This is a genomic window from Sphingobacterium sp. MYb382, assembly GCF_037572665.1.
Classification (GTDB): domain Bacteria; phylum Bacteroidota; class Bacteroidia; order Sphingobacteriales; family Sphingobacteriaceae; genus Sphingobacterium.
This window is the reverse complement of sequence record NZ_JBBGZT010000011.1, coordinates 112,878-136,212: the sequence shown is the minus strand read 5'-3', so window position 1 is coordinate 136,212 and position 23,335 is coordinate 112,878. Positions and strand designations below refer to the sequence as shown.

The following is a 23,335-nucleotide window of genomic DNA, read 5'->3' as shown; positions in this document are numbered from 1 at the left end:
GATATGATTAATTAGTGGTTGTGGGTTCATAAAATTTACTGTCGCTATCTTCAGGATCTAATGAAGGCGATTGAATGGTTGTTTTTCCTTGAATCCATGCAAAAATGAGTGGCAACACAATAAGCACGGCAAAGGTTGAGAACAACAATCCGCCGATTACGGCTCTTCCTAAAGGGGCTACCTGCTCACCTGCTTCCCCATGGCCAATAGCCATCGGGAGCATGCCAGCCATCATAGCGATACTCGTCATGATAATAGGTCGCAAACGCAACGAAGCAGCCTCTCGCGCTGCTACATGGGCTGATTTTCCCGTTTTACGAATCTCTTCTGCATTAGTAATTAGCAGAACGCCATTCGCCAATGACACACCTACAGCCAAAATGATTCCCATATAAGATTGTAAGTTTAAGGTAGAGCCCGTCGCTAGCAACAACAATAAAGAGCCCAAAACAACAGCTGGTGCAGCTGTAAGAATTACAAATGAAACACGGAAGGATTGAAAGTTTGCAGCCAGCATTAAGAAAACAACGACCATGGCTATTAATAAACCCGACTGTAAGCTCGATAAGGTTTCATCCAATACATTACTTAATCCGATTAACTCAATGTTTAATCCTCTCGGCAACTCGCCCAGTCTTGCTATAATACCTTTTACATCTTTAGCAGCCTTTCCTAAATCTGTTTCGTGAATGTTGGCCGTAACCGACAAGGAAGATAAAGCACCTAAATTGTCCGTCTGTCCATTTGTTGTACCCTGAACAATTGTAGATACATCACTTAACAACGGACGTTGCGCATGTTCTAACAAAGGAATCTGTCCAATTTCTGCAACACTATTCATTTTGTTTAAAGGCACTTGCACCTGCACATTATAAGCCTGACCAGACCGCTCATCAAGCCACATATTCTTCTCCGTATACCGGGATGAGGATGTCGAGGCAGTCAAAGATCGTGAAATCTCATTCATATCAACCCCTAATTGGGCGGCTTTAGTACGATCAATTTCAATGTTTAACGTTGGATATTTAATGGACTGATTGATTTGTGCATCCCTAAAATAAGATATCGCATGCAAACGATTTACCAGCTTATTGGCATATTCGGCATTAAGCTTTTTATCTTTCCCCGTCAAGCGAATTTCAATAGGCGCAGGAGATCCTTGACTTAATATTTTATCGGTCAAATCGATCGGTTCAAAAGAAAGTTTAACTTCCGGATGCTTAGTATGGATGCGTTGGCGTAACGTATCTTTAAACACATCCATATTGGTGTGTAAATCTTTCAAGGATACTTGAAACAGTGCCTCGTTGGGCCCTGCCATAAACAAGTAAATCGGCGAAACAGAAAATTGTGAAGGGTGCATTCCCACGAAAGTAGATGTAATGCCCACATGGTCTTTACCAGCCACCCCTTCTATCTCCTTTAACACTTGTCGAGCTATTACCTCGGTCTCTTCAACACGTGTACCTTCAGTGGTACGCATGCGTAACTGAAACTGACTGGAATTAACCTTTGGAAACACGTCGCTACCAATAACGTTCATCAATAGCACAGCGCCTCCTATGATACCAAACAAATAGCATAAAGCCGCCAACTTGCTTCGCTTGAGTAAGCCATCCATCATCGCCATAAAGCGAAGCCTAAAACGCTCGAATCGGTCTATTTTTCCATTTCCATTATAATCTTCCTGCTCAGATAAAGCCTCTTTCGTTAGAACAGGTTCCTTTTTAGCATGCTTTTTCAGTAACCAATTGGCCATAACGGGCACAAAGGTCTGTGATAAAACAAAAGATGTCACCATGGAGAAGCCAATAGCTAGAGCTAGCGGTAAAAATAAAGCCCCAGGAATACCTTTCATCATAAAGGCTGGTGCGAAAATCGCCAATATAGACAGTAAGATCAATAACTTAGGCATCGCTATCTCGATACAGGCATCATAAATGGCACGTGCCTTGGACTTACCCATATCTAAATGTTGATGGATATTTTCTATCGTCACCGTACTTTCATCGACTAAAATCCCAATAGCAAGGGCCAATCCACTCAACGTCATTAAGTTTATGGTAAAGCCAAAAAGCTTTAATAAAAAGACGCCCGAAATAATAGAAATAGGAATCGTGAGAATAACAATAAAAGCAGCTCGTCGATCACCCAAGAAAAGGACAACCATCAACCCCGTTAATACAGCACCAATGACACCCTCAGTAATCAAGCTTTTCACCGAATTCAAAACATAAACAGATTGATCAAACTCATAAGACACCTCGACATCTTCGGGCAATGAATTTTGAATTTTAGGGAGGTTCTTTTTTAAATTACGTACCACATCCCAAGTTGAAGCATCGGCAGCCTTAGCAATACTCAAATAAACAGATCGTTTACCATCAATCAATGCAAATCCTTGTTCAATATCGGCACCATCAACCACCTTGGCAACATCGCCTAGCGTCAGATTTTTAACATCGCCTTTAAACAGCGGAATCTTCTCAAAATCCTTAATCGTACGAATGGTCGTATTATTAGGTGTAATGTAATTCGTTGAACCGATACGCACATTTCCAGAAGGACTAATCTGGTTGTTGAGACTCAAGGCCGCAACAATTTGATCTGATGTCAAATTGTATACCCGCATTTTAGAAGGATCGACATTAATCTCTACCGTACGTGGACTTCCCCCAAATGGTGGCGGGGATAATAAACCCGGAATCGAAGTAAATGAAGAACGCACATATACATTGGCTAACTCTTGCAGCTCATTCGCGGTGCGCGTTTTACTTTTAAGCACCAATTGCCCTATAGGCAAAGAAGAAGCATCAAAACGAACGATAAATGGTGGTTGAGATCCACGCGGAAATAAAGCCTGTACCCTAGACGTTAAAGCACTCACCTCCGCGGCGGCCTGTGCCATATCTGTCCCCTCATAATAGGTAATTTTAATCAAACTAACACCTTGCAAGTTTTTGCTTTCAATGGACTTTACACCATTTGCAAATAACAAAATAGACACGTAGTTCTTAGAAAAATAAGCTTCCATTTGGTCAGGTGTATACCCGCCAAATGGATGCGATATATAAATAACAGGCAAATCCATCTTCGGTAGAATATCTACTTTGATATCACGGACGGCGCCAATTCCGAAGAAAAGCAATCCGACCACCAACACCATGATAGAAATAGGCTTGCGCAGAGCAAAACGTATTAAATTCATAAATTATAGGTATTAAAATTCATTAATAAACAGTTCAAAATCACCTTTCGATGCGGCAACCATCAGTAGCGCTTGCCACAGGTTGGTATAGGCAATATCACGATCCATCTCTGCCCTATTAAGTAAATATTGAGCATTCGTCACGTCGATAAGTTCATTTAAACCATTGTTATATAAGGCTAACCGTTGCGTATAAGCTTGCCGTGCGGCCAGCACTTGTAGTGGTGCTTCGTTATAATTTTGCAAGGCAAAAACATAGCTTTTACGCGCACCATCCACTCGGTTGTGTATCTCCGTATCGATAGCCGACCATTCTTCCTGCAAACCATCGGTTAAAAACTGTTGTGCCTGTAGCTTCTTACTGGAAGTACCTAGTCCAGTTAAGTTAAAAACAGCGCCTACTCCCACTAGATAATTTTGTCGCGTGGGTCCAACCCCTTTAAAATAATTCTGCGAATAAGCGGCTGGATTTGTCCCATAAGTGTTTTCAAACCCTGAGGCTCGTGCTTGATAAATTCCTAAAAGATGAAAAGATGGTAAAGCCTCTTTTTTAAGGAAGGTCTCCTGCTCTTTGCTTTGTTCAATTTTACTCGTCAGGAACGCTAAACTCGGATGTACTTTTTTCGTAGCTTCCAGCTGCTCTTGCCAATCCCCATGCGGAATTTCCGCCAGAAATAACGTGTCTGTCTGCACCTGTGCATCCCGTATTCCCAAAAGGCTAATAAGCTCATTATTGCTTTGCGAAACACGGTCTTTAATTTGGTTGAGGGTTATTTTAGCCTTCGCAACCTCAGCCGCCGCCGTTGTGCCATCAACCCCTGGAAGCAAGCCACCGGCAACGCGACTATCTACATTCTGTTGAAATTGGACTAAGCGGTCTAAATTTCGCTGCTGCGTATGTTGCAGGCGCTGGCTAGCCAATAAATTTAGGTAAGCAGCAGCGATTTTCACTTGCTGCTGAAATACTTCTTGCTCATAGTTTTTCGTACGCTGCTTTGCCTCCGCATTCGCCACGCGCACTTGCTGGTCGATACGGCCAAAATTGAAAAAATTCCAGTTTACGTTGACCAGATAGAGCGCCCCGAAGGCCGCTTTCCAATTCTGCTCCTCCAAGGGTTGACCCGAGGAGGCCACGCCAAGCCCACCAAAGCCCATCGACGGTCCATTTTGCCCATTGATAGTACCATAACTTTGCTGTGCAGAAAGATTAACTTCTGGTAAATAGGCGCGCTTAGCCACTTCTATTTGCGCTGTAGAAGCTTTCACATAGCGATTTTCAGCCTTTAATTTCCCATAGTTGTTGATCCCCATTTCAATAGCCTCTTTGAGTGGCATGGTTTGCGCTTGACCATTAATCTGAGAAAATAGTCCAAGCAAGAGAATAGGATAGATTTTTGTCATGCATTAAATTTTAGCTGCAAATGTAGTGGCTCAACAAAATGAACAGCTTTTATTAATGATGTATTGAAAAAGAGAATGTCCAATTGCATTGGTCATAAATGTTACATATAATCGTTTTTTTTTAACGTTAATTTGCTTTTTCTTTACTTGTCCGCTATCGTACTCCATAACAAGACAAAACAGTAAAAAAGAAGAAAAAACGAATTAATAAAGGACAATATGAAGCGTATTTTTGAGAGTAAATGGCGTCTAGAAATCAGCTTACTGGTTCTTTCCTTTGTGCTTTTCACCCTTAATGATTGGATTTTAATATCAAGCTGGCGAGGTTTCTTTCTCGGTATCGTTTATTTTATGGTGCTATACAGTCATGCACAAATCAATCGTTTTTTACTATTACCACTGCTAACGAAAAGGCAAAAAGTTTCGCTGTATACAACGTTGAGCTTGATACTAATCCTTGTATTTACATTAATCTTGCATTACCTATCCAATTCCGATTTCTATAGGCAATGTTTTTTACACAACAATCCGATAAAAACAACGCCTAAATATCAGTTTGGTGTTATTTTAGGGTCCGCGATTTGTATTCTGGGATCTACCTTATTTTTTGAATACTATCAAAATCAACGAATAACGGCAAAAAGAGAAATCACCTCCAATATCAGTCAGATTGATTTTCTGACCAAGCAGTTGAATCCGCATTTCTTATTCAATACGCTTAATACCATTTATGGAGTGAGTTTACGCTACCCCGAAAAAACCTCCGAATTGATTCTAAAAGTTTCGGAACTATTGCGCTATCAAGTGGAGAACACCAAGAAAGAAAGAGTCGCTATAGAAAGCGAAGTAGAGTTTATTTTAAGCTATATTGAATTACAAAAGGAACGTGTAGGCTACCGTACACAAATCGATTTTAATTACGATATCGACGAACACGGCCCCTACCATATCCATCCTATGCTGTTGTTTAATTTTATTGAAAATGCATTTAAGCATGGCACCTGCAACATTGAAGATTGCTTCATACACATCACCCTTACGGTAAAGAAGGGACTTCTAACCTTATGCACGAGTAATTCGGTACCGCATAAAAAGCCAAAAATACTGTCGACACATGTCGGTATAGAAAACACGAAATCTCGTTTAGAAATGCTGTATGCAGAACGCCACAGCTTATCCATCCATGCAGAGAAAAGCCTGCATAATGTTTTACTACACATAAATTTATCTTAGTCATGATAAACCAGACATTTACCTGTCTAATTGTTGACGACGAGCCTGCCGCACATTACGTATTGTGTAACCATATTGAAAAGAATAACGCTTTGCTTTTAGTCAAGCAATGCTATAATGCACTTGAAGCGCATAACTACCTAAAAGAAAATGTTGTAGACTTAATTTTCTTAGATATTGATATGCCGGAGATTAGTGGATTGGAATTGCTTCAACTATTAAAAAATCCGCCAAAGACTATTTTAACAACAGCACATTCCGAATATGCTTTAGAAAGTTACGACTATGGTGTTGTGGACTATTTACTAAAACCCGTTTCCACCTCACGCTTTCTAAAAGCGGTAGACCGTGCACTCTCCTACACAAAAATAACCAAGGCAGAAGAAGAACCGGAAATACTAACTGTAAAAGTTGATGGCAGAATTTACGATATACTCTTAAAGCATATTTGCTATATACAAAGCTATGGCAATTATGTAAAAATCTTTACACCAACACGCAGCTACGTTGTCGCCATCACCACACAGGAAATTATGCACCTCCTGCCAGGCTCTCAGTTTGTCCGTATCCACAAGTCGTTTATTGTATCCTTAACTCGGGTTCAAAAAATTTAAGGTAATATACTAGTTCTCAAAGAAACACAATTGCCAATCGGTATTACCTACAAACGTTTATTAAAAGATCGCCTAGCCTAAAAGGAATAAAAATCAACCTTTTACCAAATGCTAATCAAAAGACCGCACCTATTGCAAGTACTTGCAATATTGCGTATTTTTGGTAAAATATTCGATTTCATGCTAAAAGAGAAAAGATTTGACTTTATCCTAAGACAATTGGAGCAAGCTGAAATGCTAACCTACGAAAGTCTGGCAACAGACTTACAAGTTTCAGCAGATACGGTACGTAGGGATATCGATTATCTTCATAATAATGGCTTACTATCAAAAGTACGTGGCGGCGCCATGCAAAGAGCTAAAAACCCATTAACTTTTCAAGATAGAAGCAACTACCTGAAACAGGAAAAAGAGATTATTGCGCTCAAAGCCCAGCAATTTATCGCTGATGGCATGACTATTTTTATGGATGGAGGCACCACGATATGTATGCTCATCAGTCAATTGGCGGCCGACAGTAAGCTACGGATCATAACGACCAATATGCAAGCAGTCCCAATCTTATCGACTTTTAAAAATATAGAACTTATTGTTTTAGGAGGAAAGTATGATGCTGAAACAGCAACAACGCTTGGAACAGAAACCTGCCTAGAAGTAAATAAATACATCGCCGATGTATACTTCATGGGCACCTGTGGTGTACACAATCAATTGGGAATAACCGCTGCCGTGCAAGAAGATGCTGACGTAAAAAGAGCGATGTTACAAAATAGTAAACAAGCAATTGCTTTAGCTAACCATGACTACCTTGGTGTAGCAAAGCCATTTAAGGTATGTACAACAGATAATATAGCTGTTTTGATTACGAATCTGGCTAGCGATGATAATGCTTTAAATGATTTTAGAAATCTAAACCTAAAGATTGTATAACACAAAGAATATCCGAGTACAAGGCACATAAAAAAGGGACTTTATCACTAAAGTCCCTTTATATTTTATAACGTTTTAATTTTGATATTTCGGAAGGATACCCCTCTCGACCAATCTTGTAAAGCGATTTTTCCCTTCGTATGTTTGCCAAACTCTGGAAAATCACGGAAATGGCTTTTCTCAATCTTATCGAACCAAGCTTTAGACTTGAAATCCATTTCAGCAGTTAAAATATCATTTAAGTAAAACTGAACCTTACCACCTTTCTGTACGATTCTTGAATTGTTCCATTCCGTACGCACTTTATTATTTGCTAAGTTTTTTTGCGGAGCAAAAGTATATAGACAACCCGAGCGTTTAGCGAAAACATCATAATCGGCATGTGCATCATCTAAAAGCTGGTACTCAGGTCCCGAATGCCAAGTGGCATTAAGCTCAGGGGTCTCCAACACGTTAATAAATACACCACTATTTCCTTCCTTCATCAGCTTCCATTGGAATTTTAATTCATAATTCTCAAATTCCTCATTCGTCACTAAATCGCCTTTCTGGCTTTCATTATCAGGGTCACAATAAATCTCTCCATTTCTAATTTGCCAAGCCGATCCCGCAGGACTACCAGCATTATAGATATGCCACTTATCAAAAGATTTCCCATCAAATAATAAGGTCCATCCTTCTTTTTGTTCTTGTTCACTCAATGTATTGGGTTCGCCTTCGGCGGATGAACAGCCGACCATTTGACCAAGCAGTAAAAAGCAAATTGCAGCTTTAAAGAGGTGCATCATTTTCATGTTGTATATTGGTTTTGTTTAATGCAATATTATGCAATATCTAAAAATATATCAAAATATATTTTTACAAACAGCTAAAACGCTGCGTTTTCACGCAAAATAAAAGAAACAGTTATTATAGGACGTAGCGGCTTCCCTAAAGATAGTTATTGTAACCAATAAAAAAGGCAAATTTCTTACAAATTAATTTTGCTCAAAACGGGCAAGCATCGTGGCTAAAGCCTCATCGCTATGCATCAATTCCCCATTTTCTAAGCACTGCTTGGTCGCCATAGCAGCCCGCTGACGCATGCTCGACTCGTAGTCGCCAATAGCCTCTTGCAAATTGGGATATTCATTAGAAGTCAAATAGTGACAAAGCTCCAGAGCGTCATACATCGCCGTATTAGCTCCTTCACCAGCAAATGGAGGCATCACATGGGCAGCATCTCCCAGCAAGGTTACATTTGCACGAGGCGACCAAAATTGGTCGAGTGGCATGTAATAAATCGGACGTGGAATAACGGGCAAAACCATATGCAGGAACAGCTCATCCCATATGGTGCTCCATCCTTTGTACTCCTGCTTGAACCAAGTAAAAACCTGCTCTCGATTATAAAAATCTAGACCACTTGCCTTCGTCCAGTCCGCTGGCAAAGGCAAGCTAACGTAGAAACCTAGGCCATCGACCTCTTTCTGGCCACCAAGGATATTCTTCCCTTTGCCAATGGCCATAATCTTCCCTCCTCCCAACAGCGCACGTAGCTTTGGGGTATCGCGTAATCCATGAGCTATATTAACCTCAATCATGGTAATACCGCTATACAACGGTTTTATTGGTGTTACATAGGGGCGCACTTTGGAGTTAGCACCATCTGCAGCAATTACTAAATCAGCATAAATAGCATCACGATCTTTAAAATACAACAACCAACCCTCGCCATGTGGCTCCATGCGTAAAAAATGATGATTCCAAGACACCGTATCCGTCTTAAGCGAAGCTAACAACAACTTACGAAGCATACCACGATCAATTTCCGGACGGTTAGTGCCAGCAGCTAAGCCTATTTCTTCTTTTGCAGCATGATCGCTAAACAAAACATCACCTTCTGCATTCACAACAACTTTGCGATCGGCCCCATGGCGAACATGCGCTTTAAAAGATTCCGTTAATCCTGCAGCCACCAAAGCTGCCCATCCCGAGTGTTCATGCATATCTAAGGGAGAGCCTTGCACACGTGTATCCTTATCTAGATCCCTCTCATACACCTTTACTGTTAGTCCGCTGCGCTGTAGAAGTCGCGCTAAAGTTAATCCGCCTGGACCAGCGCCGATAATTGCGATTTGTTTATTGCCTTGTATCATCGTATTAGCATTTTAGTTCACACAAAGCTAAGCTGCTTAATCAGCATAAAATAACGGCATTAGCCATAAAAACAGCTCCAAAAGGTCAAATCATACCGAACGCAAGATGTTACAAACATGAAATAAAATCACATTTTTTTTGCACTTTTTACTATGCTGGCATAAAGGTTGTTGTGTGCTAGCCCTAAGTCATAAAGTCAGGAAACAATTATTTATTTTGGGTCAAAACTATGTTTTTACATAGCTTTGAGGCTGTTTTTCTTCTTTTCGCAGCAGAAAAACAACTTAGTAAATAATAGAAATTTGTGACTGGATAGCGCTTTTTTACGACAGAAAATCACATTCAATTTTATCATAGTATCATGTTTATTTATACGCTTCACGATTACGTTTTAGGTGAAAAAATCATCACCGCAACTTTAAAGAAAGATCCTACTCCAAGAAGGTACACCCTACAAATTACTACGCCAGCACGTAGTTTCATCTATCTCCCTATTGGTGGTGGATTTGTTAAAATATCACGTCTATATAATGAAGAAGGAAAACTTATTCATGCTAGACACTACTCCGACGAGCTTAAAGCAGAAATTAAAGAATATAAGAAAAATTTCAGCATCCCTTATTTCCAACTATGGAAAGGACTAATATACTTCAGTGCTATAGCACTAATAGGAGGTGTAATTTTTGCGGGAAAGCTTAAGTTTGAAAATAGCCAACGTGCCAATGAAACGGCAGCGCTTACTGAAAAACTGCAACACCTTCAACCAGGACAACTATATGGTGTGAGCCTGTATACCAACCTTAAAGGCGAGAACCAATCGTTGCAAGAGGCGTGGATTAAAATCAATAAAATTGAAGGCGATACCTTATTCATCCAACGCTCTAAACAAACTCGTGAAGTTACAGGTCTGTTTGATATGAAGCAGCTAGAACCTTTAAAGCCACAAACAGACTCTGACTGGGAAAGCACTATGGAACGTGTGAATTACCCAAGCTTGAAGGCACAGTTTGAACAGAAAGATAAAAGTAGCTTCGACCTTCTTTATATCGGAGACGACAGAAGCACATATGGTGGCGTTGTATTCGCTATAAAAGGACAAGAATAAAGACAAAAAGCCAGTGGACATAAAACCACTGGCTTTTTTAAAATATCATAATTTGCGTGATTATTCCCTCTTTGTAAATTATAGACACATGCTTTGAAGGCTTCAATACAATGAAGAAAAAAGCCTCATCCAAATAAGCACAACAACCTATAATTTAATAGATTAAAAGAGCCATATACCTTCTGCCTTTACCTCCTCATCACCAAATAAACCCCTAAGGCCATCAAAACTAAACCAATAGACCGTGACATACTCATTGTACGAACAGCCATATTGAATAAACCAAAATGATCAATGGTAACAGCACAAATTATCTGTCCGGTAACGATTAAGCCAATGGAGGCCCCAACACCTAATCTTGGGGTAAGAACGGTGATCATAATAACATAGGTAGCGACGATAATACCGCCAAGATAACCCGACAGTGGAGCAGACATCAATTGCTTTGGATTAGGCAATGCTGTCCGTGAAGCAATTACAAAAACAAGCATGCCGATAAGGCCAACCAAGAAAACCATCAGCCCAGTGATAAAAGGGTGCCCTACACTCTTACTAAACGTAGCATTTGTTGCCGCCTGAATAGGAATCAATGCTCCGGTAAGCAGAGCGAGACCAAGATATATAATATCATTTTTCATACTTCACTGTTTATACTTTTATAATTCGTCACACTCCTCTTTATCAAGCCTCTATAATACCTTTTAAAATAAGCCCCGTTTTGGATATAGCGCATCAGTTCATTCCTTTTTCTTGGAAAACTTGCTCCGCATACAAATTTATGTGTAATTTTACATCTATATAAACGATATTAAATGATTATTATTTATCATTTATAATGATGAATAATTCAAAAAAGTAGACTATGCATATCAATGATTTAAAAATATTTATCGCCATTGCTGATTACGGCACTTTCACGCAAGCTGCTATAGCAACCAACACCGTGCAGTCTAATGTCTCGGCGCGAATAAAAGTATTAGAGGACTATTTTGGTGATAAGCTACTCAAACGAAGTACGCGATCGGCCGAGCTAACCCCTGCAGGCACCTCTTTCCTCAAGCTTGCCAGGGAAATACTCGGTAAATTGGAAGATTTTAAAGAATCATTAGCCGACACGACAGTCATAAAAGGACATCTAAAAATTGGTTGTCTTCAAACTACAGCAGCACTCCGTGCGCCAGCGATATTGCAGCAATTCACAGAAAGCTATCCTGAAGTAGAATTTAAACTAAAAACCGGCACTACCGCTAGTCTTATCAAAGAAGTACTGACTTATAAGCTCGATGGAGCCTTTGTTTCTGGCGAGCTTAACAATGGCGAATTAGAAGGACAAACTATTGTCTATGAGGAACTAGGTGTAGTATATGCGAAAAACTTTGGCAGCTTAGACGATTTAATAAAGGCTAACAAAACCATTAAGCTTATCGTATTCAGTAAAGGATGTACTTATCGACATATCTTGACCGAACTACTTGCCACCTATCCCGAAAAAACCATCCGCTTCATAGAAATGGATAGCTTAGAAGCTATCATACAAGCTGTCGAACAAGGCTTGGGCATTACGCTACTTCCGACAGCGCTTATCGAAAAGCAATATGCCTTTAGAAATGTGAAGACTGAATCGCCTGCCGACAAATTAGAAAAAGTACCTACTCTATTCATTAAACGCAAAGATTTTCCAATGAATAATGCCTACAAAGAGTTTTTTAGTACAATTCAAAAGGGATATGCAGAATAGGTTATTTAACTTCAAGAAAGAGCTGCTAACTTTTTACCAATAAAGACTTTATCTAGCACAGTTATATCTTTGGTTAAAGCCTCTTCATAACAATGACGCGCTTCACCCCAATCGTTATGCAATCGATGTACGTAGGCTTTAGCCATAAGAATGGTAAAAAGAAAATTAGGAGCTGCCTTCACTTCAATAGCGCCCAATGCATCTAAAATAGCATTTTTAGGCTCAAAATGGCTCGCGGCTATCAACCGATTAACTTGCTGGGCTAGTGATAGCGGTTCCAATGCTTCAAGTTGCGCGTAGAGAAATGAAATTGTTCGCCAATCGGTATCGGCATACGAAAGTGCACTGCAATGGAGTGAAGAGATTAGGGCTTCAAGATAGTATTTTGTCAAGGAATGACCATAGATCTTGGCTTGCTCCAGATAATAATATCCCGTCTTCATAAGTTGAGGTTCATAAAGCTTCCTATCCTGTTCCGCCAAATCTACCCAATGGCTTTCACTATCTACACGAGCTGGAAATCGTGCCGCTGTAAAAAACTGTAAAGCCAGTAAAGCATTAAGCTCTACATGCTTTGGATAGGTACCATGCAACAGCTTGGCCAAGCGCATAGCCTCGAAACATAAATCAAATTCGATAGCCACTTTCTGATTCGAACTTTTGTATCCCTCATTAAACAGGAGATACAAGACCTTTAATAGATAAGCAATATCCTCCTCCTTCTGATGAATAGCAAAGCGTCTATAACCTACTGCATATTTTTTGATATAATCTTTCGAACGAGATAGCATCTTTTTAATTGTCTCCTCCTTACTTAGTAGAGCCTTAGCCACTTCCTTACGACTAAAGCCACACAGAAAGTATAAGGTAACTGCCAACTTCGTCTTTTCGCCATAAGGTAGCCTAGCGAAGAAGAAGAGTAAATACAACAGATCATCCTCGGCCTCTTCTTCATTCCAAGCCAGGTTTAAATCTTGGCCTTCAGCCAATGCGGATAAATGCTTCTGGTGTGTAGCACTTTTCTTTAAGCCATTCAATAACTTTCTTTGCGCCACCTGATAAAGCCAAGCGAATTGGTCTGCCGGTAGGTTTCCAAATTTCCAAGTACGCAGTGCTGCTTCAAAAGCCTCTTGTATGGCATCTAAGACTGCATCTAGCAGGTTATACCCATATTTCGCCGTCAGATAAGCAACCATCTTCCCATAATAGATTCTGAAAAGATGGTCAGTAAGCCTTTGCATGTTACCAGTATGGCCAGCGTTAGGCATCAGCATCAATAATCTCGCGAACCTCTAAACGAGCTCCTCGTTTTAGATCGGGACAACCTTTTGCCAGTGCAGCAGCCTCTTCCAATGAATTGGCCAACAAAAAGTAGTAACCACTAATGCATTCTTTCGACTCTACAAAAGGTCCGTCGGTCAACACATCTCCATGCAAGGTCACCCCATTTCCGTCTAAAGGATTTCCTCCCTTAAAATTTCCCTGCTCGACTAATGTTTCTACCCATTGAATGTGTTCTTGGATATCAGCATGCATCTCTTCGGCAGATAATTCAGCATAATGGGCACTTTCGCGGATTAGTAATAAAAACTCTTTCATAATGCTACTTCTTTAAGTTTACGTTCTATTTTAAGTATAGACAATCAGGCTTCTACTTTTGGGGACAATTATTTTGCATGCAACGGCAAAATTTAAATAGCGTCGTTAAATTACTAAAAAAAATAGATACGCTTATTGAAATCCTTTTACCCCTAAGCTGGACAAATCTTGCATCAAGTAATCTGAATTTTTATAAAGTATAGCAGAAAAGCCCAATTGCTCAGCAGCTTTCACATTGTCGCTATTATCGTCGATAAAAATACATTCCTGCGCCAGCAGGTTATAGCGTTTCAGCAAAAGTTCATAAATAGACTTATCGGGCTTAACGAGTCCTTCATCTCCCGAAACAACGATATCATCAAAGAGCTGAACAAAATCAAACCTGTCCATCAGTATTGGAAACGTTTCTGCCGACCAATTTGTAAGTCCATAAACCGCATAATTTTGCTTCAATTGCGGTAATAGCGTAACTGTTTCCGCAATTTTCTCTTTCAACATTTTTGGCCAACCTTCCCAAAAAAGACGAATTTCCTTTTGAAACGCAGGATATTGTTTCTCCAATAGCGCTATACCATCGGCAAAGCTACGTCCTCTATCCTGCTCTAAATTCCATGCTGTAGAACAGACCTCATGAAGAAACCATTCCATTTTTTCGGTATCCGAAAATACATCAGCATAAAGATATCGTGGATTCCAGTCCACTAAGACACCTCCAAAATCAAAGATTATTGCTTTAATCATACTATCAGCTGTTTAACCTGCGATTTCTACGTAATTTCCTTCAGGATCCAGCACCACACTTTCATAGTAGCCATCTCCCGTGCGACGCGGCTCGCTAGCAATCGTATAACCATCGGCACGTAAGCGCTCTGTCAAGCGATCAACGGCTTCATCGTTCCCTACAGAAATTGCAAAATGTGCAAGACCTTTGCTAAAGCCTCGTTTTGTAGGCTCCTCGCTAATATCAGCGCGATGCATCAGCTCTAAGCGTGTTTTCCCTTCTCCAAAGGATAAAAAGTAGGATGTAAATCCAGTACGTGCATTTGTGTACTTCTCATTGCTTGTCAAATCAAAATAAGTCAGGTAAAAATTGCGCATTCCTTCTAGGTCATCGACCCAAACACCAAGATGTTCTATTGTCATATTGTTCTATTTTAAAATAATTCATATGCAAATATATGCAACTTTGCATATATTTGCATATTAATTTACTAAACAACGTAATTTAATTGCAAAACGCAGACATTCATACATGATTACACAACACACAAAAAAAGCTAAACTAGCTACTCAATTTATCTTCTTAGTATGCGGATTAGGTATCTCCAGCTGGGCACCTATGGTTCCTTACGTAAAAGAAAGATTAAACATTAACGAAGCAGAATTAGGCTTGCTTCTTTTATTTTTAGGCTTAGGCGCTATCATCATGATGCCCATCACGGGCTTACTTGCCAAACGCTATGGCAATCGGATAATCATTCTCTGCGCAACAGCCATCATTGCGCTCTGTCTTCCCTTGTTACTTATCATCCCTACGGCACCGATGATGGCTTTAGCCATCTTTATATTTGGCGCTGGAATTGGAACGATAGATGTAGCGATGAACTCGCACGGTATTATTGTGCAAAATGAATACGGCAGGCCTATTATGTCATCCTTACATGGTTTATTCAGCTTAGGTGGGCTTTTTGGTTCGCTGGGTTTAGGTTTCCTCATCAAGATGGGACTTCAGCCTCAAATAGCCGCGATCACCATTTCCATTTTACTTTGCGTTATTGTATTGACTCAGTACAAACATCTTTTCAACGCTGCGCAAGAACATAATTTTCAATTACCTAAGGAAGATGATAAACAAGCCACAACATCCAACAAAAAGCTCCTATTCAATGGTGCGGTTCTCTTTCTAGGTTTACTTTGTTTTGCAAGTTTTCTTTCTGAAGGAGCTATGCTAGATTGGAGCGCTGTGTTTTTGAAAGATCTTAAAAACATAAGTCCTGAATTTGCTGGTGCTGGTTATGCCACTTTCTCTATAGCTATGGCTACGATGCGCTTGCTGGGTGACCGTTTGGTAGAAAAATTAGACGGTAAGGTTATCGTAATCGGAGGAAGCTTATTAGCCGCTCTAGGCCTTGCTGTTATGGTCTACAGTAGCGCTATGGTATTTGTACTACTGGGTTTTCTCTTGCTAGGTATTGGCTCCGCGAATATCGTCCCTATCTTCTTTAGTGATGCTGGAAAGCTCAAATCTATCCCTACATCGGTAAGTATACCGGCACTATCTACTATGGGCTATGCCGGTCAGCTCATGGGGCCAGCCATCTTAGGATTTATCGCACACCAACTGAACCTAGAGAGCGCCTTTCTATTTGCGGCAAGCTTAATGCTGATGATTGCCATTCTATACGCCAGAAGGAAGTAAATGCTTCTAAAAAATACAAGCGGGCTTTCATTCAAGCCCGCTTGTATTAAATTTACTTGCCAAATCATATTATATCAAAAAGCGTCGCAAAGAGAAATCTAGCGACGCTATATTTAAAACAAACAACGAACACACCTAGTTTCAATAATTACATAACTAAAAGATTATTAATAAATTAAAAACACCCATCGTTAACAAAACTTTTAGCAGTATACAAACTAATACAAACAAGCCTACCAATAACACTACGGCCAATAAAACCTGCCTTCTAAATAAATAATTTGTTGTCGGATTGGCGAAATACCTAGGTTTATGGACATACTACCCTCTTTTAGGTATTTTTTCCAGGCCATTATAAATTTAAACAGATTGAAAGAGGCCGTGCTACGGCCTAAATTTTACGTTCGAGAAAAGATGGAAATAAACCCATCGCTAATTTACGATTAACAAATAGCCACATTTGCCCCTCTACTATTACAGGCCAGTTTTTTTATGAAATAACCGACCACAATTTCAAACTACGTTTCAAACATTCAAGAACATGATTTGCTGGTCATCGAAAAGTTTGCTATTTTTAAGCTGCTTAAGAATAAAAACACGAACCAATTTATTGACCAACGTCTATACCCTTTCATGGCTATAACGCTGTCTTAATATTGCGGTCGGTAAGGATAACGAAAAGTAAAGCGCGTGTTCTATGTTCTAGATGAAAAACACTCTTGCCCAAAGCTTGCAAGATTTCTCTACATACGTTACCCTTTTTCTCTATTTTATATGGGCGATGAATAAATATCTTAATGTGTTTGGATTAATCGTCTTGATGGGAAGGTAGCGTTCGTAATGGATAATAGCTTTTCTAATTGCTTAAGTCAAATATACAAAATTAACTTATAAGTACCAAATATTTGGTACATAAATTTTACACATGTTAACTATCTTTGAAACTAACCCAATATATCGTATAGATTATGAATTAATCACTAACGTACAGAAGTTTAGAGAAGGGCGCGGCTGGTCTCAAAGAGTATTAAGTAAAAAAATGGGGCTCGCTGAGGCATTTGTAGGTAAATGTGAATCTTTAGACCAACCTGAAAAATATAATCTACGACACATTGGAATACTAAAAGGCATTTTCGGTTTCAAAAGCTTAGATGATTTTTTTCCTAACGATATTCCTAAGGATGAACAAATTATTATAAGATATAAAAAAGTACCAAAGAAGAAAGCAGATGGTTCACTTTCAAAATTAATGGATAATGAAGTTTTATACTTAACTTCTACTGACGAGTAAGATGCAAAAGATAGATTAACCTAGGTAATTAAAATATCACTAACCTACAAACGGAATCCAATTATAATGATTTAATAAGCTAGGAAAAAGCAGAAATAGGAAAAACATAATAAAAGCAGTTATAACCACAAGACCTAATGAATCTGCATTTACAACACTATGATTTGGATTACCGGCCCTAACATGAGAACTAGTTACGACTTAAAAATTATATATTGGAACGATGTTACAAAAAAACACGACTATCCATACTAGCCAATTAACTGTATCATTATTGTTTACATATTTGTAAGCTATTTTAAATAATAATGCAGAATAAATTGAGTAAATAAGCGTTTGTATAATTACATTTAAAATTACTGCTTTCAGATAAGTTGTTTTACTAGAATCTCTTTGTTGAATAGTGTCGCCAATAACACCTCCCATTATTAGCGGAAACCCATATATTAATATAGCCAAGTAAGCCAAACCGATTAATTTTAATAATAATATGAACATAAGATAAAAACTAAATTTAATTACAACAAAACCACCAAAAGTCAAACTGCATACTAGACTATGATAACAATACAAAAAACATGTTACTTAACATTTAAAGAAATAAAAATCTCTTCTCCCCCCCCACTATTTTAAGAACCAGATATTAAGGTACTCGTTAATTTTGAAAACCTTAGCAAGCCCCCCTCTAGTTTTTTCAAAGATATATAACCAATAAATCTTAGCCTTACGGAAAACCACAATAACTTTGATAAACCAAAGTATACATTCGTATAATACTTAACTAAAATCCGTTCTCATGAGAAATTTAACATACATGTTCGTAGCGGGGATACTATTACTTTCTAGTTGCACAAACGAAAATTCAACAAAGTCGACAGATACATCTATTGAAAGAAGTAGTACGAATTATACAGGAACGATAACAAATGCAAAACCCGTTGACTACATAATTTCTGAACCGAAAGTTTATACAACACCAAATAGAACTTTGTATAGAGCCAATGTAATCATAAAAGGAAACGATGGTTTAGACGATGAACTTAATAAAAAGCTCCTACTCTATATTTACGATTCAATTAAAAATACCAGTTCTGAGCCAAATGCTGTTGGCTTATTCCTGTTTCAAACAGAAGAGCACAGTAAAAGCGGTATGGGGCAATGGGTTGCCAAACTTTCAAAAGCGAAAGTAGACCTAGAACCAACTGTAGATATCCAACATTTTAAACCAAAATCTGTAAGTAATGAGATTGCAGCGTACGACAAATCTCTTACACTTGATCAGCGAAAGCTTATTTTTAAAGAAGCTATTGTGGCAGAAGATAAAGCTACCATCCTAGCTGATAAAAAATATCCCTTATCCGTAAGGAATAATTTTGACAAGAATGAAAATTTGCGAAATCAGTTAATGAAAAAATATAGAAACGAAGTTAAAAAGAAGCATAAACTAACCGAGAAAACACTAAAAGCCATTTCATCAGAAGGTTTGGAATATAATTGGCCAATGCTTCCCATGCTAAAAGATTTCTAGTATTTTTCTTCCTTAAATAAAACCTGAAGAGTATCCGCTTTACCAATTTAAAAACAGCAGCCATTAATAAACATACGGTTCCATTAAATGACGAGATATTCTTGAGTCAAAACTTCTAAAGAATCAAATAGCACGCTTTAAAATAAATGAGGTTATTATAGTATAATTAATCATTGAATTACAACAATAAATTAAGTAACTTTAGTTAAAGCCATTATGACCTACAGCCAAGAATAATATAAAGATGATTTTTATGAATTTATTTACGAAGACTAGATGTAAATCATAAATGATGTAAAATTTGATAAGTTTTTATCTATGTCAACTATCCTTGAAACTAACCCTATATATCGTATAGATTATGAATTAATCACTAACGTTCAGAAGTTTAGAGAAGAGCGCGGCTGGTCTCAAAGAGTATTAAGCAAAAAAATGGGGCTCGCTGAGGCATTTGTAGGTAAATGTGAATCTTTAGATCAACCTGAAAAACACAATCTACGACACATTGGAATACTAAAAGGCATTTTCGGTTTCAAAAGCTTAGATGATTTTTTTTCCTAACGATATTCCTAAGGATGAACAAATTATTGTAAGATATAAAAAAGTACCAAAGAAGAAAGCAGATGGTTCACTTTCAAAATTAATGGATAATGAAGTTTTGGAGATTATCATAGTTAATGATGAAATTAACGACTAGTTATAAAAATACTATCAAACTCCTCTACTCCGACATACATTAGGCAAACGAGCAAGGCGAAAAATTCGACTCCTCAAGAGTCGCGTATCCCCTACTAACCATACGATTCTATAAACATATCAATCCTCCGGATTGAAGGCATTCAAGATAATCCCTAAATATTGAAGACGAAGTCCAACAAAGCAAAATCATACAAACCAATAACATCTTCCCACTAACCATGCAATTCTAGAAACGTGCAAACCCTCCGGATTGATTATCCTATATCAAGGCACACCATGATCAAGAAGAACTTCGTTAATCATTACCCCAGCGGGGTAATATGTGTATAGAGAAAGAATTGTTTTGTAAATCGCCCCCAGCGGGGTCGCATATGGTGCGCTAAAAAAAACACTGCAATAGCCTTTAGTAACTGCTAAAGGCTATTGCAGTGTCTAAAATAAATTTCATTCCTCTCAAACCTTTTCGAATTCAACATCAATACGAGAAACATCATAAACAGTTACATCCAATACTTTGAATTTTTCAGGATTGAAAATAGCAAGATTATAACCATCACTATAAAGGGAACTTCTAAACTCTATTCCATCAATATCCATTGATTTAATTAGTTCAGAAAGATATTGTGTTGGTAAATATTCCAAATCACTATCACTTTTTCGCTTAGGTCTTGACAATTCTTCTTCTAGTTTTTGAATAAAGGAACTATGTAAAAGGACCTCTTCCAATTGCTCCAGCTCAGCGAGCCTAAAAATATCATAAGTATCGCTACTTAAGTTGATTATTCTAATATTGTGCTCCAACCTAAAAGTAGCAATTGACACAAAATCAAATAAGCTAGCCCTAGTTTCATAAATGGTAGTTTTAATATCGGAAGAAAGATACAGGTACGATATTCCCTCCGGATTAGCCCTACCTCCCTTAACCTTATCTCCTGGAGGATTACCCATTTCATTCAATTTAAAACCAGATTTATCAGTACTAATTCTAGCACGGTAAAACTTCTTACCTCTAGGCACTTCCTTTATAAAATAACCAAATAAGGTTTTCAGCCTATCTAAATCAGGGGCATTGACGAAATGGAATCTATTTATGGTTTTAATTTCGGCAGAAAACTTATCCCAAGTAGTGTTTAAAGGCTCAATTATGACTTTAGTTAAATCATCATTCAAAAACTTAAGGGATACAGGATTATTCAGAATCAATTCATAATCAAAGACATCATCAACAACAATATCTTCAATCAACTGTTTAATGGCGTCAATTTGAATAACAAGAGAAGAAAAAACTTTATTAGGAAAATCTTCAACAATACAAACCGTTAAGTCATTACCTTGCTTAAAATCTACTATGTATAAATCCAATATAGATCTAAAAAATATAGCTAATTCAGATGGATCATAAACACTAATCTCAACCGAATTACAGTAATCACAATTACCTATTGACCTTCCATTGATAATAATTTCACCTAGATAACTACTCGAAAAGCAATTGACACAGCACCTCATAATTAAATTCCTTAAATAAGGCCTTGTACAAGTTCAATATGATGCATAATAGAAAGTTTTTTTACACTACCTAACCCGGGAAATGAACCTTTTTGATGGAGTAGCCTAAAAGAATCAAGTGCTAGACTATTTAACCTTAACTGATCTGCAAATTGAACCAACTTCGTCAAAGCCTCTGCAAATTTACCTGCAACATCTAATCTATCATCATTTGTATCAGACACAAAATGGCGAATTCGTATTTCATCTTGCCCCTTTTCGCAATAAGTCAGATGAATAACAACAGCTTTAGGTAGCATTCCCCCTTCAACCCAACTATCTCCTATAGTCTGATAATCTGAAAAAGCAGAGAATCCATCTTCTTGAAAAAAGAAAGCATCACTAGAAAAAGATTCATCTATTTCATTAGCGTAATCTGCGTTAACGCGTTGCTTCAGAAAATAATCACCTAAAATACCGACGCTAATACTGTTAAACTTTCGTCTTAAAGCAAATACATGATTGATATGAATTGTACTGTACAAACAATTCGTTTCTTTTGTATAGGTACTTAACTCCTCTATCTTCCTCACAGGAGACATATGAACTAAGGAGTATCCCGTATCATTAAATCCTTCTCGAGCGGCTATCTTTTGCAGAAGTGCTACATCACTATCTCCATTGATTAAAAAAGTGGGAATAATATTATCAATTCCCAACTTATCTTGTTCCTTGATAAAATAAATTATTTCCTCAAACTTCCCTATTAATTCACCGACTTGAGGATTAATTATCAGTTGTATTTTAACATTTCTTGGATAAAGTATGCTGAGTGCAGTAGCTATCGTCTTTAGCCCCTGTTTAACGGGTTCTATAATCGGGATTATTTTATCAGAGAGTAAAGATAATGCAGCCAACTCACGTAACGCAATTAGTTCAAACTGCTTACCACGAAGGTAAGGGAAATACATAATCTACTTACTAAAGGTTCTTATTCAGGTTGTTAATAAGAGTAAGATACGATTTTTTATTGAATTGAGATTGATAGAATGAAAAATTTAAATAACTCGGTAGAACTGCTTCTCCAAGGTATATGTTAGTAGCTAAATCAATACGATTCTTAAGAACTTGGCAATAGATATTTTGCACATCGCTAGGAACTAATGCTTGTAGAATTTCTAAACAGGCTCTATAATAATTTACGGGATTAACGTCAGGTAAAAATCCAACCAACTGCTGCACTAATTTAGTGTATTCAGGCTTCCGTAACGATGCTATCATAAAAGTAACATCTAAATTCGATCTCATTATTTTAGCCTCACGAGACTCTATTACAGCTCCATCTTCGGTATATGTTAAAACACCAACATATTCAGGTAGAATGTTTAAATACTTTGCGACTAAAGAACTATGCGTAAACAGATAAACTTCAGTAAAAGCCTTGTAATAATCATTCAATTGGTTCAGCAAGCGCTCTGGATTATCTAATTCGGTTTTAATTTCGAATACTTTGTTTGTACCATTCACTAATACAGCATCAGCAATAGATTGACCAACTCGAAACTCATTAAGCAAAATTGCATCGTCTAAAGCATAATTCTTTAGAACATAATCGTTTAGCAGCTTATTTTTATAAATGTATTCGTGACGATATTGCTGTTCTAGAATTTGATACGCGAATGAAATCAAATCAGCTAGACTTTTAGGCTTAGTTTCCTCCAATTTATCCCAATCTACATATTTTTTCATTCGACGTATATATGCCGATTGATTAGAGGTATTGCCCAACTTTTTGAATGCAGCATGGGAAACCATGGAAGCTAATTCACGCAGTTGTGGTTTGCCATATGTAGCGCTAGATTGCATAAGACAAATTTAGAAACTTATCAGGACTTAACGAAAACAGATTAAGTGAAATTCTTTATCACTTTTTAAAATATAAG

21 protein-coding genes are annotated in these 23,335 nt (G+C 37.9%); 9 read left to right on the top strand and 12 right to left on the bottom strand.

The window, feature by feature from the left end; translation table 11 throughout:
- Positions 1–7: 7 nt before the first annotated feature.
- Entirely contained in the window at positions 8–3,208 is a 3,201-nt protein-coding gene (locus WH223_RS04880) for an efflux RND transporter permease subunit (RefSeq protein ID WP_340046416.1), read from the bottom strand.
- Positions 3,209–3,220: 12 nt separating this feature from the next.
- Positions 3,221–4,609 (bottom strand): TolC family protein, encoded by a 1,389-nt coding sequence (locus WH223_RS04875; protein WP_340046415.1) that lies wholly within the window; start codon positions 4,607–4,609, stop codon positions 3,221–3,223.
- A gap of 219 nt (positions 4,610–4,828) precedes the next feature.
- On the opposite strand from WH223_RS04875, the gene WH223_RS04870 reads away from it, so the two are divergent.
- The 3 genes from WH223_RS04870 (at position 4,829) to WH223_RS04860 (ending at position 7,386) form a co-directional block, all read left to right on the top strand.
- A complete protein-coding gene (locus tag WH223_RS04870; protein WP_340046414.1) occupies positions 4,829–5,842 on the top strand; it encodes a sensor histidine kinase in 1,014 nt (337 codons plus the stop codon).
- Positions 5,843–5,844: 2 nt separating this feature from the next.
- Positions 5,845–6,456: a LytR/AlgR family response regulator transcription factor gene (locus WH223_RS04865; RefSeq protein ID WP_340046413.1), complete on the top strand. Its 612-nt coding sequence runs from the start codon at positions 5,845–5,847 to the stop codon at positions 6,454–6,456.
- Between the two features lie 180 nt (positions 6,457–6,636).
- Entirely contained in the window at positions 6,637–7,386 is a 750-nt protein-coding gene (locus WH223_RS04860) for a DeoR/GlpR family DNA-binding transcription regulator (protein WP_340046412.1), read from the top strand.
- A 65-nt stretch (positions 7,387–7,451) separates the two neighbouring features.
- On the opposite strand, the gene WH223_RS04855 is transcribed toward WH223_RS04860, so the two are convergent.
- Complete coding sequence (locus WH223_RS04855) at positions 7,452–8,180, bottom strand: 3-keto-disaccharide hydrolase (RefSeq protein WP_340046411.1); 729 nt, start codon at positions 8,178–8,180, stop codon at positions 7,452–7,454.
- Between the two features lie 183 nt (positions 8,181–8,363).
- Entirely contained in the window at positions 8,364–9,524 is a 1,161-nt protein-coding gene (locus WH223_RS04850; RefSeq protein ID WP_340046410.1) for an FAD-dependent oxidoreductase, read from the bottom strand.
- 362 nt (positions 9,525–9,886) lie between these two features.
- Between WH223_RS04850 and WH223_RS04845 the strand changes: the two genes are divergently transcribed.
- Complete coding sequence (locus tag WH223_RS04845; RefSeq protein WP_340046409.1) at positions 9,887–10,630, top strand: hypothetical protein; 744 nt, start codon at positions 9,887–9,889, stop codon at positions 10,628–10,630.
- A 188-nt stretch (positions 10,631–10,818) separates the two neighbouring features.
- On the opposite strand, the gene WH223_RS04840 is transcribed toward WH223_RS04845, so the two are convergent.
- A complete protein-coding gene (locus tag WH223_RS04840; RefSeq protein ID WP_340046408.1) occupies positions 10,819–11,268 on the bottom strand; it encodes a DMT family transporter in 450 nt (149 codons plus the stop codon).
- Positions 11,269–11,492: 224 nt separating this feature from the next.
- Here WH223_RS04840 and WH223_RS04835 point away from each other — a divergent pair, with 224 nt between their 5' ends.
- Positions 11,493–12,368: a LysR family transcriptional regulator gene (locus tag WH223_RS04835; RefSeq protein ID WP_340046407.1), complete on the top strand. Its 876-nt coding sequence runs from the start codon at positions 11,493–11,495 to the stop codon at positions 12,366–12,368.
- An 11-nt stretch (positions 12,369–12,379) separates the two neighbouring features.
- On the opposite strand, the gene WH223_RS04830 is transcribed toward WH223_RS04835, so the two are convergent.
- The 4 genes from WH223_RS04830 to WH223_RS04815 all read right to left on the bottom strand — a co-directional run bounded on the left by WH223_RS04830 (position 12,380) and on the right by WH223_RS04815 (position 15,110).
- Positions 12,380–13,609 (bottom strand): RNA polymerase sigma factor, encoded by a 1,230-nt coding sequence (locus tag WH223_RS04830; protein ID WP_340046406.1) that lies wholly within the window; start codon positions 13,607–13,609, stop codon positions 12,380–12,382.
- 19 nt (positions 13,610–13,628) lie between these two features.
- Positions 13,629–13,967 (bottom strand): YciI family protein, encoded by a 339-nt coding sequence (locus WH223_RS04825; protein WP_340046405.1) that lies wholly within the window; start codon positions 13,965–13,967, stop codon positions 13,629–13,631.
- 132 nt (positions 13,968–14,099) lie between these two features.
- On the bottom strand, positions 14,100–14,708 hold the full coding sequence (locus WH223_RS04820) for an HAD family hydrolase (protein ID WP_340046404.1): 609 nt from the start codon (positions 14,706–14,708) through the stop codon (positions 14,100–14,102).
- 12 nt (positions 14,709–14,720) lie between these two features.
- Positions 14,721–15,110: a VOC family protein gene (locus WH223_RS04815; RefSeq protein ID WP_340046403.1), complete on the bottom strand. Its 390-nt coding sequence runs from the start codon at positions 15,108–15,110 to the stop codon at positions 14,721–14,723.
- A 109-nt stretch (positions 15,111–15,219) separates the two neighbouring features.
- On the opposite strand from WH223_RS04815, the gene WH223_RS04810 reads away from it, so the two are divergent.
- The 4 genes from WH223_RS04810 to WH223_RS04795 all read left to right on the top strand — a co-directional run bounded on the left by WH223_RS04810 (position 15,220) and on the right by WH223_RS04795 (position 19,766).
- Positions 15,220–16,386, top strand: coding sequence for an MFS transporter (locus WH223_RS04810; RefSeq protein WP_340046402.1), 1,167 nt, complete (start codon positions 15,220–15,222; stop codon positions 16,384–16,386).
- Between the two features lie 925 nt (positions 16,387–17,311).
- The gene (locus WH223_RS04805; RefSeq protein WP_340046401.1) at positions 17,312–17,677 is read left to right on the top strand and encodes a hypothetical protein; all 366 of its coding nucleotides are present in this window, start codon (positions 17,312–17,314) and stop codon (positions 17,675–17,677) included.
- Between the two features lie 796 nt (positions 17,678–18,473).
- Positions 18,474–19,205 (top strand): hypothetical protein, encoded by a 732-nt coding sequence (locus tag WH223_RS04800; RefSeq protein WP_340046400.1) that lies wholly within the window; start codon positions 18,474–18,476, stop codon positions 19,203–19,205.
- A gap of 318 nt (positions 19,206–19,523) precedes the next feature.
- The gene (locus WH223_RS04795) at positions 19,524–19,766 is read left to right on the top strand and encodes a hypothetical protein (protein ID WP_340046399.1); all 243 of its coding nucleotides are present in this window, start codon (positions 19,524–19,526) and stop codon (positions 19,764–19,766) included.
- 591 nt (positions 19,767–20,357) lie between these two features.
- On the opposite strand, the gene WH223_RS04790 is transcribed toward WH223_RS04795, so the two are convergent.
- The 3 genes from WH223_RS04790 to WH223_RS04780 all read right to left on the bottom strand — a co-directional run bounded on the left by WH223_RS04790 (position 20,358) and on the right by WH223_RS04780 (position 23,258).
- Complete coding sequence (locus WH223_RS04790) at positions 20,358–21,266, bottom strand: RES family NAD+ phosphorylase (RefSeq protein WP_340046398.1); 909 nt, start codon at positions 21,264–21,266, stop codon at positions 20,358–20,360.
- A 158-nt stretch (positions 21,267–21,424) separates the two neighbouring features.
- On the bottom strand, positions 21,425–22,363 hold the full coding sequence (locus tag WH223_RS04785; protein WP_340046397.1) for a sce7725 family protein: 939 nt from the start codon (positions 22,361–22,363) through the stop codon (positions 21,425–21,427).
- Positions 22,364–22,373: 10 nt separating this feature from the next.
- The gene (locus WH223_RS04780) at positions 22,374–23,258 is read right to left on the bottom strand and encodes a sce7726 family protein (protein WP_340046395.1); all 885 of its coding nucleotides are present in this window, start codon (positions 23,256–23,258) and stop codon (positions 22,374–22,376) included.
- Positions 23,259–23,335 lie beyond the last annotated feature (77 nt).

Coding starts and splice junctions, on each gene's coding strand:
- WH223_RS04880 (WP_340046416.1), bottom strand. CDS start 3,208: ATGAATTTAATACGTTTTGCTCTGCGCAAGCCTATTTCTATCATGGTG.
- WH223_RS04875 (WP_340046415.1), bottom strand. CDS start 4,609: ATGACAAAAATCTATCCTATTCTCTTGCTTGGACTATTTTCTCAGATT.
- WH223_RS04870 (WP_340046414.1), top strand. CDS start 4,829: ATGAAGCGTATTTTTGAGAGTAAATGGCGTCTAGAAATCAGCTTACTG.
- WH223_RS04865 (WP_340046413.1), top strand. CDS start 5,845: ATGATAAACCAGACATTTACCTGTCTAATTGTTGACGACGAGCCTGCC.
- WH223_RS04860 (WP_340046412.1), top strand. CDS start 6,637: ATGCTAAAAGAGAAAAGATTTGACTTTATCCTAAGACAATTGGAGCAA.
- WH223_RS04855 (WP_340046411.1), bottom strand. CDS start 8,180: ATGAAAATGATGCACCTCTTTAAAGCTGCAATTTGCTTTTTACTGCTT.
- WH223_RS04850 (WP_340046410.1), bottom strand. CDS start 9,524: ATGATACAAGGCAATAAACAAATCGCAATTATCGGCGCTGGTCCAGGC.
- WH223_RS04845 (WP_340046409.1), top strand. CDS start 9,887: ATGTTTATTTATACGCTTCACGATTACGTTTTAGGTGAAAAAATCATC.
- WH223_RS04840 (WP_340046408.1), bottom strand. CDS start 11,268: ATGAAAAATGATATTATATATCTTGGTCTCGCTCTGCTTACCGGAGCA.
- WH223_RS04835 (WP_340046407.1), top strand. CDS start 11,493: ATGCATATCAATGATTTAAAAATATTTATCGCCATTGCTGATTACGGC.
- WH223_RS04830 (WP_340046406.1), bottom strand. CDS start 13,609: ATGCAAAGGCTTACTGACCATCTTTTCAGAATCTATTATGGGAAGATG.
- WH223_RS04825 (WP_340046405.1), bottom strand. CDS start 13,967: ATGAAAGAGTTTTTATTACTAATCCGCGAAAGTGCCCATTATGCTGAA.
- WH223_RS04820 (WP_340046404.1), bottom strand. CDS start 14,708: ATGATTAAAGCAATAATCTTTGATTTTGGAGGTGTCTTAGTGGACTGG.
- WH223_RS04815 (WP_340046403.1), bottom strand. CDS start 15,110: ATGACAATAGAACATCTTGGTGTTTGGGTCGATGACCTAGAAGGAATG.
- WH223_RS04810 (WP_340046402.1), top strand. CDS start 15,220: ATGATTACACAACACACAAAAAAAGCTAAACTAGCTACTCAATTTATC.
- WH223_RS04805 (WP_340046401.1), top strand. CDS start 17,312: ATGTTAACTATCTTTGAAACTAACCCAATATATCGTATAGATTATGAA.
- WH223_RS04800 (WP_340046400.1), top strand. CDS start 18,474: ATGAGAAATTTAACATACATGTTCGTAGCGGGGATACTATTACTTTCT.
- WH223_RS04795 (WP_340046399.1), top strand. CDS start 19,524: ATGTCAACTATCCTTGAAACTAACCCTATATATCGTATAGATTATGAA.
- WH223_RS04785 (WP_340046397.1), bottom strand. CDS start 22,363: ATGTATTTCCCTTACCTTCGTGGTAAGCAGTTTGAACTAATTGCGTTA.
- WH223_RS04780 (WP_340046395.1), bottom strand. CDS start 23,258: ATGCAATCTAGCGCTACATATGGCAAACCACAACTGCGTGAATTAGCT.